13 protein-coding genes are annotated in these 16,575 nt (G+C 70.1%); 4 read left to right on the forward strand and 9 right to left on the reverse strand.

All coding sequences use genetic code 11. The features are described from left to right. Nucleotides 1–5: 5 nt before the first annotated feature. The 8 genes from ACIPSJ_RS35960 to ACIPSJ_RS35995 form a co-directional block, all read right to left on the reverse strand. The gene (locus ACIPSJ_RS35960; RefSeq protein WP_401352183.1) at nt 6–1,127 is read right to left on the reverse strand and encodes an acyl-CoA dehydrogenase family protein; all 1,122 of its coding nucleotides are present in this window, start codon (nt 1,125–1,127) and stop codon (nt 6–8) included. 53 nt (nt 1,128–1,180) lie between these two features. Further along, nucleotides 1,181–2,728 carry a PAS domain S-box protein gene (locus ACIPSJ_RS35965; RefSeq protein WP_401352186.1) on the reverse strand — a complete coding sequence of 516 codons (1,548 nt, stop codon included), beginning with the start codon at nt 2,726–2,728 and terminating at the stop codon, nt 1,181–1,183. 6 nt (nt 2,729–2,734) lie between these two features. Next, nucleotides 2,735–3,379 carry a response regulator transcription factor gene (locus ACIPSJ_RS35970; protein WP_401352189.1) on the reverse strand — a complete coding sequence of 215 codons (645 nt, stop codon included), beginning with the start codon at nt 3,377–3,379 and terminating at the stop codon, nt 2,735–2,737. Between the two features lie 14 nt (nt 3,380–3,393). Continuing rightward, nucleotides 3,394–3,678: a hypothetical protein gene (locus tag ACIPSJ_RS35975; protein ID WP_401352192.1), complete on the reverse strand. Its 285-nt coding sequence runs from the start codon at nt 3,676–3,678 to the stop codon at nt 3,394–3,396. 98 nt (nt 3,679–3,776) lie between these two features. Then, entirely contained in the window at nt 3,777–4,364 is a 588-nt protein-coding gene (locus tag ACIPSJ_RS35980) for a TetR/AcrR family transcriptional regulator (RefSeq protein WP_401352195.1), read from the reverse strand. A 31-nt stretch (nt 4,365–4,395) separates the two neighbouring features. Next, a complete protein-coding gene (locus ACIPSJ_RS35985; protein ID WP_401352197.1) occupies nt 4,396–4,863 on the reverse strand; it encodes a hypothetical protein in 468 nt (155 codons plus the stop codon). After that, nucleotides 4,856–6,790 (reverse strand): primary-amine oxidase, encoded by a 1,935-nt coding sequence (locus ACIPSJ_RS35990; RefSeq protein WP_401352200.1) that lies wholly within the window; start codon nt 6,788–6,790, stop codon nt 4,856–4,858. Before ACIPSJ_RS35990 ends, ACIPSJ_RS35985 begins: the two co-directional genes overlap by 8 nt. A 215-nt stretch (nt 6,791–7,005) precedes the next feature. Next, nucleotides 7,006–8,010 carry a helix-turn-helix domain-containing protein gene (locus tag ACIPSJ_RS35995; protein ID WP_401352202.1) on the reverse strand — a complete coding sequence of 335 codons (1,005 nt, stop codon included), beginning with the start codon at nt 8,008–8,010 and terminating at the stop codon, nt 7,006–7,008. Nucleotides 8,011–8,205: 195 nt separating this feature from the next. Here ACIPSJ_RS35995 and ACIPSJ_RS36000 point away from each other — a divergent pair, with 195 nt between their 5' ends. The 3 genes from ACIPSJ_RS36000 to ACIPSJ_RS36010 all read left to right on the forward strand — a co-directional run bounded on the left by ACIPSJ_RS36000 (nt 8,206) and on the right by ACIPSJ_RS36010 (nt 11,552). Next, entirely contained in the window at nt 8,206–8,520 is a 315-nt protein-coding gene (locus ACIPSJ_RS36000; protein ID WP_401352204.1) for a cupin domain-containing protein, read from the forward strand. A gap of 38 nt (nt 8,521–8,558) precedes the next feature. Then, a complete protein-coding gene (locus ACIPSJ_RS36005; protein ID WP_401352206.1) occupies nt 8,559–9,854 on the forward strand; it encodes a flavin monoamine oxidase family protein in 1,296 nt (431 codons plus the stop codon). A 216-nt stretch (nt 9,855–10,070) separates the two neighbouring features. Next, a complete protein-coding gene (locus ACIPSJ_RS36010) occupies nt 10,071–11,552 on the forward strand; it encodes an APC family permease (protein WP_401352208.1) in 1,482 nt (493 codons plus the stop codon). Between the two features lie 1,056 nt (nt 11,553–12,608). Here the strand turns inward: ACIPSJ_RS36010 and ACIPSJ_RS36015 are convergent. Next, the gene (locus ACIPSJ_RS36015; protein ID WP_401352210.1) at nt 12,609–12,938 is read right to left on the reverse strand and encodes a hypothetical protein; all 330 of its coding nucleotides are present in this window, start codon (nt 12,936–12,938) and stop codon (nt 12,609–12,611) included. Between the two features lie 112 nt (nt 12,939–13,050). Here ACIPSJ_RS36015 and ACIPSJ_RS36020 point away from each other — a divergent pair, with 112 nt between their 5' ends. After that, entirely contained in the window at nt 13,051–16,341 is a 3,291-nt protein-coding gene (locus tag ACIPSJ_RS36020) for a BTAD domain-containing putative transcriptional regulator (RefSeq protein ID WP_401352212.1), read from the forward strand. Nucleotides 16,342–16,575: the final 234 nt, after the last annotated feature.

The raw sequence follows: 16,575 nt of genomic DNA on the forward strand, positions 1-16,575 counted from the left end.
CCTTTCTAGAGGTAGCCGGGGAAGGGCTGGACGCCCATGAGGACCGCGCCGGCGCCGTCGTACATGCCCTCCTGGAGGAAGGCGTGCTGCGGGACCACCGAGGCGTCGCGCAGGTAGCGCTGCATGGGGCTGCCGTCGGCGATGGCGGGGATGCCGGCGAGCTGGTAGGCGGCCCGGACGACCTCGAAGGAGGTCTTGGCGAGGTGGGCCGAGGCGAGCCGCAGCAGGCTGGCCTGTTCGCGGGTCGCGGGGTCGCCGGCCGCGACCGTGGCCCAGACCTCCTCGGTGATCTCGTAGAAGAAGGCGCGCACGGACCGGAGTTGGGCCTCGGCCTGTCCCACCGAGATGCGGTAGGTGGCGCGTTCGGCGGGCCTGGGGGCGCCGGTGTAGCCGGCGCGGCCGCCCTGGGCGATGACGTGGTCGAGGGCGGCGCGGGCCACGCCGAGGCCGACGACGGCCAGCACCTGGGCGGCGTACGGGACGCTCGGGTAGCGGTAGAGCGGTTCGTCGACGGTGGGTTCGGAGCCGCGGACGAAGGTCCACTCCGGCGCCACGACGGCCCCGTCGACCACGAGGTCGTGGCTGCCGGTGCCGCGCAGCCCGATGACGTCCCAGTTCTCGGCGATCTCCACCTGTTCGGGACGGAGTACGGCGGTCAGGGGCCGGCCGGCCCGGTCCTCGCCGGCCTTGATGCCGACGCCGAGGATGTCCGCGCCCTTGCAGCCGCTGGCGAACTTCCAGCGCCCCGAGATCCGGTAGCCGCCGTCCACGCTTTCGGCGGGCTGCACCGGGAACAGACCGCCCGCGAAGGCGACATCGGGTCCGGCGGCGTACAACTCGGCCTGGGTGTCCAGCGGGAGCGCTGCCAGATAGATCAGCGACGAGCCGAAGCTGGCGACCCAGCCGGCCGAGCCGTCGACAGCCGATATCCGCTCGATGACGCGGAGGAATTCCGCCGGAGGCAGGGCGTCGCCGCCGAATTGCTTCGGCGTGCTCGCCCGATAGATACCGGCCTTCTTGAACTCGGCGATCACATCGCGCGGAACGTGCCGCTTCTCCTCGAATTCGGCCCGCCGCTCCGCCACCAGGGACAGTACGCGGTCCAGCTCCGACGGCGTCTGCGTCATGAGAAATTCTCCTCGCAAGACCAGGCGGTTTCCGTTTCCGCCTCGCTATTACGCTAGGCGGGCCAACTGCTGCCCGACAATTGGGAGTCGGCCGCATCGGATAGGGGATTTCCCCCATCGCTGAGGGGCAGCCGGAACCGGAAGACGGCTCCGCGCGGGGTGTTCTCGTGGGCCTCGATGGTGCCGCCGTGACGGGTGATGATGCGGTGGCTGAGGGCGAGGCCGATGCCGTGCCCGTTCTCCTTGGAGCTGAACGCCCCGTCGAACACGCTGCCCGACGGGAAGCCCGACAGCCCTTGGCCGTGGTCGCGCACCTCCACCTCGGCGTACGGTCCGTCCCGCCGGGTCGCCACGGTCACGACGCGCTCCTCGGCGGGCCAGCCGGCCATCTCCTCCACGGCGTTGAAGGCGAGGTTCATCACGACCTGCCCGATGAGCACCGCCTCGCAGTGCACGGGAAGCGGATCCGCCGTGAGTTCCCAGCGCAGTTCGACCGCGTTCTGCTGCGCGCGTACGTCGACGAAGTACGCGCAGTCGCCCACGATGCCGTTCAGGTCGGCCAGTTGCTGGGACTGCTCCAGCCGTACGACGTACTTGCGCAGGCTGGAGAGGATCAGGGCCGCACGGTCCAGCTGGCGGGTGGCGCTCTCCAGGCCCCAGTTCAGCTGGGCGGCCTCGCCGCAGTCGAGGCGTCCCCGTACGCCGGCCACGAAGTTGTGCGCGGCCGCGATCGGCTGGCTCACCTCGTGCGCGATGGCCATCGCCATGTCGCCCATGGCGTTGTAGCGGGCCAGATGGTTCAGGTACTGCGCGTCGCGGTGGTGCTCCGCCTCCGTCCGTACCGTGTCGGTGATGTCGTGGAAGAGCAGCAGCAGACCGCGCAGGTCGTTCTCGATGTCGATGTACTGGCAGCGGGCCGCGAACCAGCGGGCCGCACCGTCGCTCCCGCCCGGGACCGCCAGGCGGTAGCGGGCGTCTCTGGGCAGCCCGCCCCGCGAGGTCGAGGCGAGGGCGTCACGCAGGACCGCGTGGGAGTCGGGGGCCAGGAAGCCGGTGAAGTCGGCGCCGACGAGGTCCTCCGGGTCACGGCCGAGCAGTCGCCCCGCCGAGACGCTGGCGAACCGCATCCGCCCCGCGTCGTCGAGCACGACGATGCCCTCGTCGAGGTTGCGCAGAAAGGCGTGCAGCCGTCCCTCGGTGCGGAACAGGTCGAGCCGGGTGGCCTTCTCCTCGGCGATGTCGCGGAACTGCACCATCACCACCGGGCCTCGGTCCAGGTCCACCCGGACGGCGATCGCCTCGGTCAGGATGTCCTGCCCCGCCTTGGAGCGATAGCACCATTCGATGGCGCTGGTCCCCTGATCGACGGCGCTCTGCAGCCAGGCGACGCCGATCTCGCGGGCGTACTGCCGGGCGTTGGAGCTCATGTCGGGAGCCTTGAGCGGCCGGAGTTCGTCGAGGGTGAAGCCCAGTACGTCACAGGCGGCCGGGTTGGCCCAGAGGATCTCCTTCGTCGTGGCGTCGTGCACGAGCACGCAGTGCTGGAGCGCGGCGAAGAGGCGGCCGAGGTCGGACGGCGTGATCTCGGGAGGGCCGGACATGCCCGATCACACCCCGGCCGGTCCGAGACCGCAGCGCAGCAGGTCCCCGACCAGCTCGCCCAGGGTCGCGGCCCCCGTCTTCTCCCGGATCCGGGCCCGGTGCGCGTCGACCGTCTTCAGGCTGATGCCCAGCTGTCCGGCGATCGCCTTGCTGGGCAGTCCGGCGACCACGAGCCGCAGCGTCTCCTGTTCCCGGGGGCTGAGGGCTGCGAGCCGGGCCCGCAGCGCGAGCTGTTCGGCACGGCGGGCGTGGCGCTCCCGGGCCGTGCCCAGCGCGTTCTGCACCACGTCGAGCAGGTGCTGGGGGTCGTACGGCTTCTCCAGGAAGTCCACCGCCCCCTGCTGCAGGGCGCGTACCGACATCCGGATGTCGCCGTGGGCCGAGACGAAGACGACGGGCAGGGTCGCGCCCGTGGCGTTGAGCAGCTCCTGGACCTGGAAGCCGCCCGTGTGCGGCATGCGGACGTCCAGGACGAGGCAGGCGGGGCGGTCGGGGTCGAAGGCGGCGAGGAAGGAGCCGGCGTCGGTGAAGCAGGCCGTGCGGATGTGGACGGAGTCGAGCAGCCAGGCCAGGGAGGAGCACAACTGCTCGTCGTCGTCGAGGACATAGACCAGTTCGTCTCGTGCCGTGGGTGCCGTCGACGCGCTCACGCCGGCCTCCGGACTCATTCCGCCCAGGCCGCCGGGGCGGTCCAGTACTCGCTGCCGTCGGCGCTGATCCCGCGCCGCCACTCCGCGGTGCGGCGCAGGGCCGGCTCGACCCTGGCGGTCGCCGCGTCGGCGCCCTCGGGTCCGTCCCGCTCGACCTGCCAGTGCACCCAGTTGAGCTCCCGGCCCTCGCTGTCGTGGAGGAACAGGTCCACGTGGTGCCAGCCGTAGCCGTAGGTGTCGGCGTAGCAGGTGAGCAGGAGGGTGGTATCGGTCGTGGCCGCGTCGGTGTGCGTGGTCATGCGGGCCACGCTAGGTGGGCGGCCGGCTGCGGATGCGGCAGCGCGTGCACGGGGTTCCGCCAGTCAGTGCACCGGTGGGCGGCGGCGGTCGTGGGTGCTCAGGCGTAGGAGGCGAGCAGTCCTTCCAGCACCTCCAGCTGACGTTCCCCCGTGGTGGTGCCCGGTGTCAGCACGGCGCCGACCTGGAAGCCCACGACGACGGCGAACAGCGTCTCGACGATGCGCTCGTCGGGGACGGGGGTGGTGATCTCACCGGCGGATCTGGCCCGGGACACACAGTCCCGCATCAGGGTCCGCCACCGGTCCGTCGTCGACTCGTGCGCCGCCGACAGGCGCGGGTCGTGCACGGCCCGGTCCCAGAACGCGATCACGACCCGCGCCTCCAGCAGGCGGGTGTCGTCCAGCGGCAGCAGCTCGTGGCAGACCGCGCGCAGCGCGACCAGACCGCCGGCCCCGGCGGTGGCGGGCGCCAGCCGGCGTTCGGTGGCGTCGCAGGCGTACTGGAAGGCCGCCAGCAGGATCTCGTCCTTGTCGCGGAAGTACGGGGCGAGTCCCCCGTTGGCGAACCCGGCCTCGGCCGCCAGTTCCCTCATGGTCACGGCGGCCAGGCCGCGTCGGCCGACGATCTTCCAGACCGACTCGATGATCAGCCGCCGACGCGCGTCGTGATCGACGACCTTCGGCATGCGCTCCTCCCCGCCTTCCGGTTCTCGCGGCTCATACGAGCATGGCGGCCATGGCGCTGACCATCAGCACCGCCCCGGCCTCCCGGCAGACCCGCGAGCGGCCGGCGCACGGGGCGGGCCGCTCGGACAGGCTCCGGAACATGATCGCACCGGCCCTCGCCGTCACCCAGACCACGACGGTCAGCACGGCCGGGCCGACCGCCCCCGAAGCCATGTGCCGGTGCGCCCCTCCGCCGGTCATGAGGGCCATGAGCAGCGTCATCACGGCGAGATCGACCACTCCGGTCCAGCCCCGGCGTGCCCCGCCCGCCCGGCCGGCGCTCCACAGGCACCCCGCCCCGGTCGCGCAGGCACCCGCCAGGGGCCGGCCGCCGGCCATGAGCAGCATGCCGCTCAAGGCCGCCAGGTGCGGCCCCCACCCATGCACGGATCCGGGATGGCGGCCGGCCAGGCAGAGCAGCGCTCCCGCCAGGCCGGCGACGAACAGCAGGTCAGTCATGCGCACAGCAGCCGTGCGAACCCGCGGCGGTCGCGGGGACGTCCAGTGTGGGGTTGCGCTCGAAGAAACCGACCGGCTTCAGCTTGAAGCCGGTGTGGTCGACGGGCATGATCGGCCAGTCCTCGGGGCGGGGCGCGTGGGTGAGGCCGAAGGTGTGCCAGACGACCAGGGACTGCCCGTCGATGTCCCGGTCGGCCGCCGCGTACGCCGGCAGTCCGGCGCCGCCCGGGTGCTGGTTGACGAAGTCACCGGCCGGATAGCGCTCGGCGGGATCGTGGGCGGTGACCCACAGGTGCTTGGTGGCGAAGGCCGCACGGGCCGCGATGGAGGAGTCCGGGTCGGCGAGCAGCGCGGGCTTCCCCTCGGGGTGGAGCGCGTAACCGACCGGTTTTCCGAGCGAGTTGAGTGATCCCGGGTTGGTGATGTGCCACACCCGGTCGACCGCCATGTCGGCGGCGCGCTGGGCCTCGCTCTCCCGGGTGAGGGGCGTGCGCCGGTAGGTGAACGCGTTGCCGCGCGGATTCCCGGCCCCCATCGGGACGCGTACGACGTCGACTTCCTCCACCCGGTTCGCCGCTCCGTCCAGGGCCATGTCCAGGCGGGCGCAGAACAGGTGCTGGTGGTAGGGCGCGCCGAGGCCGGGGGCGATCTCGGCGGCGTACGGGTAGTCGCCACCGGGGTGCGCGGAGGTGAAGACGACGCCCGTGGCCTTGGCCTCGAACTCGATGGTGCCGTCGAGGTAGAGGTACCAGTAGAAGCCGTAGTCGTAGTTGCCGATGGTGGTGAAGAAGGAGAGCACCATGCGGCGTTGGCGGCGGGTCTCGCTGGAATGGGCCCACAGGTCGGTGTGCTTCCAGAGGATGCCGTGGTCCTCCTCGTGCAGGCAGACCGCGTTGGGCAGCGTCCGCGGGTGACCCGATTCGTCGGCGATCACGGCGTCGAGGTAGGTGATGTCGCCGAGGCAGTCGCAGCCCAGCCGCAGGGCGTTGGCCGCGCGGCCGATCAGGTACTCGCCGGTGTCGAAGTAGTTCTGCCAGGAGCGGACCGGGGAGGGGTCGGCGTAGGGCACGACCATCTCGGCGATCGAGGCGCGGTGGATGATCGGGCGCTCACGGCCCTTGTCCCGGTCACGGAAGGCGATCTGATGAAGGGTCAGGCCCTCGCGGGCGTCGAACCCGATGCGCAGGGACCAGTTCTCCCAGGTGAGGAGATTGCCCTGGAGGGTGAAGCTGGGCCCTTCGGGCTGGGTGATCTCGATGGGCCTCTGGGTGGTGCGGGCCGGTCCGGTGACGGCGTCGTCGTCGAAGTTCCCGGTGCCGGCGGGGATCGGGACCGGACCGAGGTCGACGACACGGTGGACGCTGCGGCTGAGCACGTCCACGTAGCCGACCAGGCCGTCGACGGGGTGGGCCCAGGCGTGGTCCCGGTCGTGTTCCTGCACGAAGGCCAGCCCCCGGAGGATGCGGCGGCCGGCCTCGTCCGGGTATTCGTCGGCGTAGACACCGGCGGACAGCGGGGCGACCCGCACCCGGGCCACGTCCAGGCCCCGGTTCTTCAGGGCGGCGAGCCACTCGTCGTCCTGGGCGAGCACCTCCTCGACGACGGCGAACTCCTCTTCCAGGACGGGAAGTTGACCGTCCTTGGCAGCGTCCAGGGTGCGGTCGGACACGACGTTCCCCGCCCCGAGGGAGACGACGAGGTCCCTGCCGGGCGCCCCCGCGACGTCGTGCAGCAGCACGCGCGCCCGGCGTTCCACCGCGTCGCCGGGCGTGAAGGTGAGCACCTCGCTCTTGGCGGGTTCTTCGAGGCCCACATAGACGAAGCGCGAGGTCTCCCGAAGGACGCCGGCCCGGTCCAGGACGGAGCGGACGTCTTCGATCTCGTTCGCGGTGAGTTGGTCGAGCGGGTGCACCGGGGCGGTTGCCATGGCGTTCCTCCAGGATGGGTTTTTCTACATTCGTAGAGGAAAACGCCGCGAGCCCCGCCGGTCCAGACCGTGCCGGGAAGTTTCCGTCGCGCACGCCGACTCCGGGCATGGAAGGGAGAGACGCGGTGCACGGAATGGCACATCACCGAGCGATCGGGCCCCTCGGTACGGGCGCGGACGGGCGCGGACGGTCAGTGCTCGCCGAGCACGGACGGTCAGTGCTCGCCGAGCACACAGCTCCCGTCGTAGGAAGCGGCGTAGGAGGCCGCGAACCCGGCCGGCGCCCGGTCGCGGAACTCGCGCGGCGTCACCCCGTAGGCCGCCTTGAACGCCCGGCTGAAGTGCCGGCTGTCGAGGAGGCCCCAGCGTGCGGCGATCAGGGAGATCGTCTGGTCCTTGCCCTGTGCCCCGGAGAGTTCGCGGGCGCATCGCTCCAGGCGGCGCTCCCGGATCCAGCCGGACACCGTGGAACCCTCGGCCGCGAACAGCTTGAAGAGGTAGCGGCGGGAGATTCCGTGCGCGGCGGCGATGGCATCCGGTGTGAGGTCGGGGTCGGGGAGATTGCGCTCGATGTAGTCGCGGATGCGCAGTGACATCGCCTGGTGGGGTGCCGTGGGCACGGCCCGGTCGAGCCGCTCGGCGACCAGGGCCGTGACCAGGGAGACCGTGCCGTCCATCAGGCGTCCGGCGACCGCTCCGGTACACACGGCGCTCTGGTCGACGAGTGAGCGGAGGTAGGGCCCGACAACCGGTGCGATCCCCTCGTCACCGGCGAGGCGCCGGGCGTACAGCGGCCGCAGGGCGTCCGGCCGCACCGGCAGCATGGGGCGCGGCAGCATCATCAGCACGGTGCGGAAGTCGTTCTCGTAGGTGAACGTGTACGGCCGGGAGGCGTCGCAGATGGTGATGTCGCCGGCCGTGAGGCGGTCGCGGTTGCCGTCCTGTTCGACCACGACGGTGCCGGTGACCTGGAGAGCCACCTTGTAGCAGTCCTCGCCGTTCTGCGCGGCGAGGGCCGACGTGCGGCGGACGGCGATGGGGCCGGCGTTGATCGCGGTCAACTGCAGGAGCCCGATCGTGCCGGACGCGGCGCTCCCGTGGAAGGGCTGCGGAGACGTGGGACGGGAGTCCAGGGCGACGAACATCTTGGACATCTCGTCGGCCCAGTGGTCGAAGCGCTCCGGCGCGGACACGCTCTCCGTGGTCACGACAGTCTGCATGGCTGCGCTCCACCTGTTCGAGATCTGACGTTCACGATAGCCCCGCGTCACCTTCCGGGGAACAGTTGAAATTTTCAAGAACTCCTCATGCATCCAGCCATGCATCCAGTGGCGGAAACGAGTGCACCCATTGGCACCCACCCGGCTCTTCTCGGGGCCACAGTGCTGGTCACCACTCTGCGAAGGAGCATCAGGATGTACAAGACCACCGTCGACACCGAAGACTTCCAGCCGTACGGTGAGGGCGACCAGCAGGTCGGTGACGTCCACTGGATCCGTGAGGGCGTGTCCGGGATCTGGCGCGTCACGACCGGCCAGCTCCCCGAGACCGCGCCGTACGACTTCCAGGAGCAGGAGACGATCCAGGTCCTCGAAGGCTCCGTCCGCATCGTCACGGAGGACGGCGACGACGTGGCGCTGAAGCCCGGGGACGTCGCCCACTTCCCGCAGGGAACGAAGTCCGTCTGGCACTTCGAGTTCCCGTTCCGCAAGCTCTTCGTCCACGCCTGAGCCCACACCCCCGTTCTCATCTTCACGCAAGGAGAGTCATGACCGAGCGTTATGACGTGATCGTCGTCGGGGCGGGCTTCGCGGGGCTGGCGGCGGCCCGCGAGCTGCGGCACAAGGGCGCGTCCGTCCTGGTCGTCGAGGCCCGCGACCGCGTCGGCGGCCGTACCTGGACGGACCACCGGCTGGGCCGGGACGTGGAGCTCGGAGGCACCTGGGTGCACTGGGCGCAGCCCCATGTGTGGGCCGAGGTCCAGCGCTACGGACTGGAGATCATCGCCAGTCCGACCCCGCAGCGGGCCGTCTGGCGCGCCGGCGGCCAACGGCACGAGGGCACGCCCGACGACCTCTTCGGCCTTCTCGACCCGGGCATGGCGCGCTCGTTGGAGGACGCCCGTCAGTGGTTCGAGCGGCCCTACGAGCCCCTTGCCTGCGCGGGTCCTGACCTGGACAAACTCGACGGCCAGTCCATCAGCGACCGCATCACCGAACTCGGCCTGCCGCCCGTCGAGGACGAACTGGTCCGCGGCATGTGGGCGTTGAACTTCAACGGGCCGATCGAACGCGGCGCGGTGACCCAGGCCCTGCGCTGGTGCGCGGCCGCGTCCGGCAGCTGGCAGCTGCTGTTCGAGGCGTGCGGCACCTACAAGCTGCGCGCGGGGACCCGGGCGCTGGCCGAGGCGATGGCCGCCGACGTCGACGCCGAGATCCGGCTGGACACCACCGTGACCCGGATCGAGCAGGACGCCGACGGAGTCGTCGTGCACACCTCGTCCGGCACCTCGCCGGCCGCCTCCGATGTCGTGGTCACGCTCCCCCAGAACATCCTCGGCTCCGTGGAGTTCGAGCCCGCCCTGTCGCCGGTCAAGCAGCTGGCCGCCGAGGAAGGGCAGACCTCGGAGGGGATCAAGGTCTGGATCCGGGTGCGGGGAGAAGTGGAACCGTTCGTCTTCTTCGGCGGTCCCGACGAGCCGCTCACCTACGGCCAGGCCGAGTACACGGTGGACGGCGACACGCTCCTGGTCGCCTTCGGGCCCCAGAGGTCCCGGCTCGACGCGTCCGACCGGTCGGCCGTCACGGAGGCGCTGCACCGCTATGTGCCCGACCTGGACGTCGTCGACATCGACTGGCACGACTGGGTCGGCGATCCGCTGAGCGGCGAGACCTGGGGCATGCAGCGTCCCGGCCAGCTGACGAAGTCCCTGCACGACCTCCAGACGCCCGAGGCCCATGTCCACCTGGCCGGCTCCGACTACGCCACCGGCTGGGCCGGCTTCATCGACGGAGCCATCGAAAGCGGAGTCAAGGCCGCACGAAGGATCTCCGCGAACCGCTGACACGGCGCGCTCCACGACGCGGCGCCCGAGCCTGACATCGCGTCCGGCGACCTGCTCCGCTCGCACCGTCCGCGCACACGTTCCGGGGTCCGCTCCCCCGCGGTCCCGGTCCACGCGCCGGCGCACGGCCACGAAACCGGCCGACACCACACCCGGGAAACACGACGGCCCGCACACGTCGCGCCCGGCACTCGTCCCTTCCCTCAGGGAGTCCCCATGACCGAGCAGTCCCCGAACCCGGGGCACAGCACCGACCTTCGCCGCGGGGCGATCGGCGTCACCGGCATCCTCTTCTTCGTCCTGTCCGCCCAGGCCCCCCTGACGGGCATCGCCGGCACACTGCCCGTCCCCCTGGGGCTCGGCAACGGCGGCGGGGCCCCCGCCGCCTACCTGCTGGTCGGCGTCATGATCAGCCTGTTCGCCGTCGGTTTCATCGCCATGAGCCGTCACGTCACCGACGCGGGTGCCTTCTACGCCTATGTCTCCCGGGGCCTCGGCCGCCCCGTCGGTGTGGGCGCCTCCCAGGTCGCCATCCTCTGTTACAGCGCGACCCAGGCCGGCATGTACGGCCTGTACGGCGTCGTCGTGAAGGGCCTGTTCCAGCAGTACGCCGCCGTCGACCTGCCCTGGTGGTTCTGGGCGCTGGCCACGATGGTTCTGGTGGAACTGCTGGGATCGCTGAACATCGAGTTCGGCGCCAGGCTGCTGGCGGTCCTCGTCACGGCCGAGATATCGCTGCTCCTGGTCTTCGCCGTGTACGAACTCTTCACCGGCGGCGGCCCGCAGGGGCTCGACCCACAGGACTCGTTCAGCACCACCGCCTTCTTCGTCGGTGCGCCGGGCGTCGCCCTGACCTTCGCCATCGCCTCGATGTTCGGCTTCGAGTCCACGGCCATCTACTCCAGGGAGGCCAAGGACCCGGCCCGTACCGTCCCCCGGGCGACCTACCTGTCCGTCGGGTTGATCTCGGTCTTCTTCGCCTTCGTCTCCTGGATGTTCGTCAGCTACTACGGTCCCGACAAGGTGCAGGGCGTGGCGCTGAAGGCACTTGAACGCGGTGACGCCACATCAGTCGTGTTCGCCCCGATCACCAGCACGCTCGGCACCTGGGCCACGGACGTCATGGGCTTCCTGCTCGCCACGTCGCTGCTGGCCGGGATCCTCGCCTTCCACAACGGCATCAACCGCTACTTCCACTCCCTCGGCTCCACGGGAGTCCTGCCCGCGTGGCTGTCCCGGACCAACCGCCAGGGCGCGCCGTACACCGCCAGCCTGACGCAGACCGCGGTCACCGTCTGCATGGTCATCCCGTTCGCGCTCACCGGCCAGGACCCGGTCCTCACCCTGCTCACCTGGGGCGGCGGCGTCGCCGTACTCGCGCTGATGCTCCTGTACGTCCTCACGTCCGTGTCCGTGATCACCTTCTTCCGCAGGACCCGGCTGGACACCCGCCCGTGGAACACCCTGATCGCCCCGGCCGCCTCGGTGGTCCTGCTCCTCGGCGCCACCGCGCTGGCCCTGAACAACTTCACCATCCTCATCGGCGCCTCGGGCACGACCGCACTCGTCCTCGAACTGTCCGTCGTAGCCGTGTTCGCCGCCGGCGTCGCCCTGGGCTACGCCCGCCGCACGGACATGACGACGACACCCCGGTCCACGACAGTGCCGGGCACGGAGGAAATACCGGCCTCCGCCTGAGCCACCGGCACCTGACCGTTCAGAGCGGACCGCAGCGCATCATGCCCACGAACAGAACCGCAGCTCAGGAACCCTTGGCCACCGGCTCCAGGATCGCCACGCACTCCACGTGGTGCGTCATCGGAATGACATCGACCCAAGCGAAGCACAGAAAGTCCCTGTTCAGAGCCATATTTTCGGCTCGTTGCCCCGCGGGCAGGCGCCCGCAGCGTCAAACGAGCGTCATGACCATCAATCCATCCGCCCTCTCCAGGCGACAGGCTTCCACGATCGGCTCACCTGCGATGGAGTGCACACCACCCGGTCCGAGCGACCTTCTCGGCCCAGTCGCCGAAGGCCTTGCGCTGTACCAGGAGACGTTCCCGCGGTGCCTGCCGAAGTTGCCCGACGAGTTGCAGAGCCCCGCTCAAAAGGCTGTGAAGCGACCACTGCACACGACGTGGCCGGGATACCTTCGTACGCCATGAACAAGCCTCGCCGGTGCATATCTGGTGAGCGGTTCGCTGCGCGATCCATCACCGTCGCTGTCGCCGTCCTCGGAGTGATCAGACGCTGAGACGTACGTCCCGCGCCTCGACCGTCACGCCTACCGCCACCGGATGCACACAACTTGCCGCATAGACATCCACCGACGAACACCGGATGAACGCGGCGCCGACCGCCCTCGATCTTGACTTCTCCGGTGAAACACCGGTCCCGGACCGCCAGCTGGCGTTGCCAGTATCAGGCAGCCAGAACCGATCGCCTCGAAGATGGTGAAGAGCCTTGGCCAACCTCTGACTCTGTCGTTCACTCAGGATTCCGACCCCGTCAGATCCCGCATTGACGCGGCCGCGATAGATGTAGCCGTCACGGTCCCCAATCGTGGAGTGCGTACCTTGATGGGGCCACGTGTGACCAGGCTCGGTGTGGCCGGTTGCGATGCCGAGAGCTCGACCGGACTACCGCCGCGCGCAGATCTCTCTCTTCGAAACGTCCCAGCGCGTGGACCAGGTAGTGCGCAACGTCCATTTCCTCGTGCGCCCTGCCCGGGTCGGCGCCGTGGGGATGCCCGCATCATGAGCCGACGGCGTCCTCGGTGATGATCCCTGTCCGGCGGTCCGCGCGGAGTACGGCGCGGGCCGCCGTGAGGATCTCCTCGTCCTTCTCCGTCCCGGAGGCTGTCAGGACCTGGAGCAGACGGGTCCACCACACGTCGGGGTCCGTCTCGTACGCGTCCAGCACCCGAATGCCGTAGCCGCCCCGCAGGCCGCCACCGCTCAACCGTCGGCGGACCGCCTCTCGCAGCGCGACATGGAGGTCGTCGATGACCCCGCGCGAGGTGCCGGGGCGTCCGGCCGCCGCCCCTGTGGCCAACGCGGTGGCCACCAGTTCCACTTCGATCACAAGGTCCCCTTCGATCGGCTGTGCAGGTTGTGCGATGTCGCTTCATCACCATGGCCGGGGGTGCTGCAATGCTGATGAAATTTCGATGGCTCACGGGAGCGGAGGCTTCGCGGTGGACGGGGGATCTCCTCAGCTGCTTCGTTTCGAGGTGCTCGGGCCGTTACGGGCCTGGCGGGTCGGGACGCCGCTGGAGCTGGGTCCGGTCAAGCGGCAGGCCGTGCTGGCCGCGCTGCTACTGCGCCGAGGGGCTCTGGTGAGCCATGAGCGGCTGCTGGACGCGGTATGGGGGTCGGAGCCGCCCGCGGGCGGTCGCAAGGTGCTGCCGACTCACGTCAACTCGCTGCGTAGGGTGCTCGATCCAGAAGGCACCCCTCCCGCGGAGTCGGTGATCCGCAGTGGCAAGGGCTGGTACCGCTTCGTCCTGGAGGAGGTCAGGCTCGATACGACGGATCTGGACGAACGGGGTGATGACGCGCTGCGTACCGTTGCGTCGGGCGACCTGGCCACCGCTGCGGACCAACTCTCCGCGATTATCGGGCTGTTCCGGGGAGAGCCCCTGTCCGGGATCCCGGGACCGTTCGCGCAGGAGGAGCGGCAGCGGTTGGAGGAGCGCCGACGGACGTTCCGGCTGGAGCGACTCACCTGCCTGGTCCTGCTGGGCCAGTTCGGTGATGCCCTCGACGACCTGAGCGGGCTGTCCGCATCCGACCACTACGACGAGTCGCTGACTGCCTTGCGCATGCGGGCACTGTACGGCCGCGGACGTCAGGCAGAAGCGCTCAAGGCCTACGAGGAACTGCGCAGACAACTGCGTGACGAGCTCGGAGCCGATCCCGGTGAGGAGTTGCGCCGGGTGCACGAAGCGGTACTGCGGCAGGACGACGCCTTCCTCCTGCGCCCGCGCCCGTCGGTGCTCACCACACGGCGCGAGAGCACCGTTCCCGCCGAACTCCCGCATGACACTGCGGGGTTCGCCGGACGCACCGCGGAACTCGACCGCCTGCACTCGCTGCTTGAGTCCGGGCGGGCGCCAGGGGGAGCGAACACCGTGGTCATCTCCGCCATCGGGGGCGCCGCCGGCATCGGCAAGACCGCGCTGGCCGTGCACTGGGCACATCAGGTCCGCGACCGCTTCCCGGACGGCCAGCTTTACGTCAACCTCCATGGCTTCGACCACGACCGGAAGCCCCTCCAGCCCGGCGAAGCCCTTGAGCTGCTGCTGCGCAGTCTGGGGCTCACGGCGTCGGAGATCCCCCCGGACCACGAGGCCCAGGGGCGCGTGTTCCGGACCCTGCTGGCCGGCCGGCGCATGCTCGTCCTCCTGGACAACGCGGCCTCGGCCGAGCAGGTACGTGCGCTGCTGCCGTCGAGCCCGACCTGCTGTGTCGTCGTCACCAGCCGGAACCGCCTCGGCGACCTTGTCGCCCGCGACGGTGCCCATGCCCTGCCACTGGATCTTCTCCAGCCGGACGAGGCCCGCGCACTGCTGAGCCGGACTCTCGGCAAGGAACGGGTGGACGACGACAGACTCTCGGTCGAGGAACTGATCCGGCTCTGCGGCAGCCTTCCCCTGGCCCTGCGTGTGGCCGCCGCCAGGCTCGCGGGCGATCCGGCTCTGCCGACGGCCGACCTCGTTGCCGAGATGACCGAGGGCAACAGGCTGGAGGCGCTGGAGCCGGACGGTGACGCCAATTCGCCTTTGAGTACGGCTTTTTCGGCGTCGTACCGGGTCCTGGCACCAGGTGCACGCCGGCTGTTCCGCCTGCTCGGCCTGTTCCCGGGAACGGAGTTCACCCCCGAGGTCGCGGTGGCGCTCCTGGACGCCCCGCTGTCGCAGGCCCGGCGTCTGATCGGTGCGCTGGTCTCGGCCCACCTGATCGAGCCCGCGACGGTGGGGCGCTACCGGTTCCACGATCTCCTCCGTGAGTACGCACAGGAGCGTGCGCTGGTGGAGGAGAGTGCGTCGGACCGTGGAACCGCCCTCGAACGACTACTGATCTGGTACCTGAACGCCACCCGGACCATGGCGGGGGCCGGACTCTTTCCGGAGCTGCCCAGCCGCCTCCGTCCAGGCCGGCATCTGGGCATGCCATCGGCCGGCGCGTCCGGACCGTGGCTGGATGCGGAACGGGAGAATCTGCTTGCGGTCATCAACCATGCCGCCCACCACGGCCCCCGCCCTGTCGCCTGGCACCTGGCTTCCGCACTGTTCAGCAACTTCTGGACCCATCTGCCTCGGAAGACCTGGCAGAGCGTCGCGCAGGCGGCACTGGACGCGGCCGCGGCCGAGGGCGATCTGTTCGGCCAGGCAGCGATGCATTCCAGCCTTGCGGCGGCACGGTGGGACCGGGGGCATGTCCGACAGGTGATGGAGCACGCCACACGCGCGCTGGAGATCAGCCGGGAACTCGGCTGGGCAACGGGCGAGGCGTCGGGTCTCGGCCTGCGAGGCTTCGCGCGTTGGAGCATGGCGCGCCTCGACGACGCGCACGACGATTTCACCGCCGGCCTGCGCATGTTCCGTGAGACCGGGAATCGCTACTTCGAAGGATTCGGGATGGTCGGCCTCGGTATGGCCTGCCGGGACCTGGGCCGACTGCACGAGGCCGCAGATCACCTCGAACGTGCCGTCGGCCTTGAGACAGAGGTCAGATGGTGGGACGCCAGTTCGGCCCTGCAGATCCTGGGCGGGGTGTACTGGGAACTCGGCCGTCTCACCGACGGACTCGATCTCCTCGGCCCTGAGGTGGCCTCCGACAAGCGGGCAGGTTACCGCGACGGCCATGCGATGATGCTCGGTTCCATTGCGAAGATCAATGTCGAACTCGGCCGCCCCAGCGAAGGGCTGGAGCAGGCCGAGCGAGCCTTCGCTCTGGTCGAGGACACGAAACGACATTGGGTTCAGTCCGGCATCCTCAACACGGTCGCAGCCGCGTGCCGACGACTGGTCCAGCTCGACCGGGCTCTTCAGGTCGGCGAACAGGCTCTCGCCCTGGCCCGCGAGGCGCAGTTCCGACGAGCCCAGGCGGACAGCCTCCTGTGCCTCTCCCTCACCTACAAGGCAGCGGGCCGGTACGACGCGGCCCGCACCCACGCCGAACAGGCGCTGACCCTGTCCCTCCACCACTCGTTCCGCGTGGTGGAGGGACAGGCCCTGACAGCCTTGTCCGAGACCGCAGAGGCCGAGGAAGCACACGGCACGGCCGTCGAGTTCGGCCGGAAGGCACTCGCCGTACACCGGGCGACCGGCCACCGGCTCGGCGAGGCCCGCACCCTCATGGCGCTCGCACGCGCCCATCGGAAGACGGACGTCCTCGCAGCCGACCTGATGAAGCGACAGGCGTGGGCCATTTTTTCGGACGTCGGTGTGCCCGAGACGGAGTACGCGGATCGCGGCCGATGACCGGCGGAGCGGTGGACTGTCGGCAGCGCCGCTCAGCTCACGGGCAGCGCCGCTCAGCTCACGGGCAAGGCTGCGAAGCCCCGTCGAGCAGCGCACCCAGGACCTCACAGCCGTTGGACTGTGCCCACTGGTCCGCGGCGATGCACATGCCCCTCCACATGCCCCTCCGGCGATCACGGCTGGGGCGGCAGCAGGGTCATCGGAAGTGCCGGTTCAGTGACGGCGAAGGCGCAT

It is taken from the genome of Streptomyces sp. NPDC090088 (assembly GCF_044747345.1).
In the GTDB taxonomy this organism is placed as follows: domain Bacteria; phylum Actinomycetota; class Actinomycetes; order Streptomycetales; family Streptomycetaceae; genus Streptomyces.

Bases quoted from the DNA above. Each gene is read 5' to 3' on its own strand.
- ACIPSJ_RS35960 (WP_401352183.1), bottom strand. From the start codon at position 1,127: ATGACGCAGACGCCGTCGGAGCTGGACCGCGTACTGTCCCTGGTGGCG.
- ACIPSJ_RS35965 (WP_401352186.1), bottom strand. From the start codon at position 2,728: ATGTCCGGCCCTCCCGAGATCACGCCGTCCGACCTCGGCCGCCTCTTC.
- ACIPSJ_RS35975 (WP_401352192.1), bottom strand. From the start codon at position 3,678: ATGACCACGCACACCGACGCGGCCACGACCGATACCACCCTCCTGCTC.
- ACIPSJ_RS35980 (WP_401352195.1), bottom strand. From the start codon at position 4,364: ATGCCGAAGGTCGTCGATCACGACGCGCGTCGGCGGCTGATCATCGAG.
- ACIPSJ_RS35985 (WP_401352197.1), bottom strand. From the start codon at position 4,863: ATGACTGACCTGCTGTTCGTCGCCGGCCTGGCGGGAGCGCTGCTCTGC.
- ACIPSJ_RS35990 (WP_401352200.1), bottom strand. From the start codon at position 6,790: ATGGCAACCGCCCCGGTGCACCCGCTCGACCAACTCACCGCGAACGAG.
- ACIPSJ_RS35995 (WP_401352202.1), bottom strand. From the start codon at position 8,010: ATGCAGACTGTCGTGACCACGGAGAGCGTGTCCGCGCCGGAGCGCTTC.
- ACIPSJ_RS36000 (WP_401352204.1), top strand. From the start codon at position 8,206: ATGTACAAGACCACCGTCGACACCGAAGACTTCCAGCCGTACGGTGAG.
- ACIPSJ_RS36005 (WP_401352206.1), top strand. From the start codon at position 8,559: ATGACCGAGCGTTATGACGTGATCGTCGTCGGGGCGGGCTTCGCGGGG.
- ACIPSJ_RS36010 (WP_401352208.1), top strand. From the start codon at position 10,071: ATGACCGAGCAGTCCCCGAACCCGGGGCACAGCACCGACCTTCGCCGC.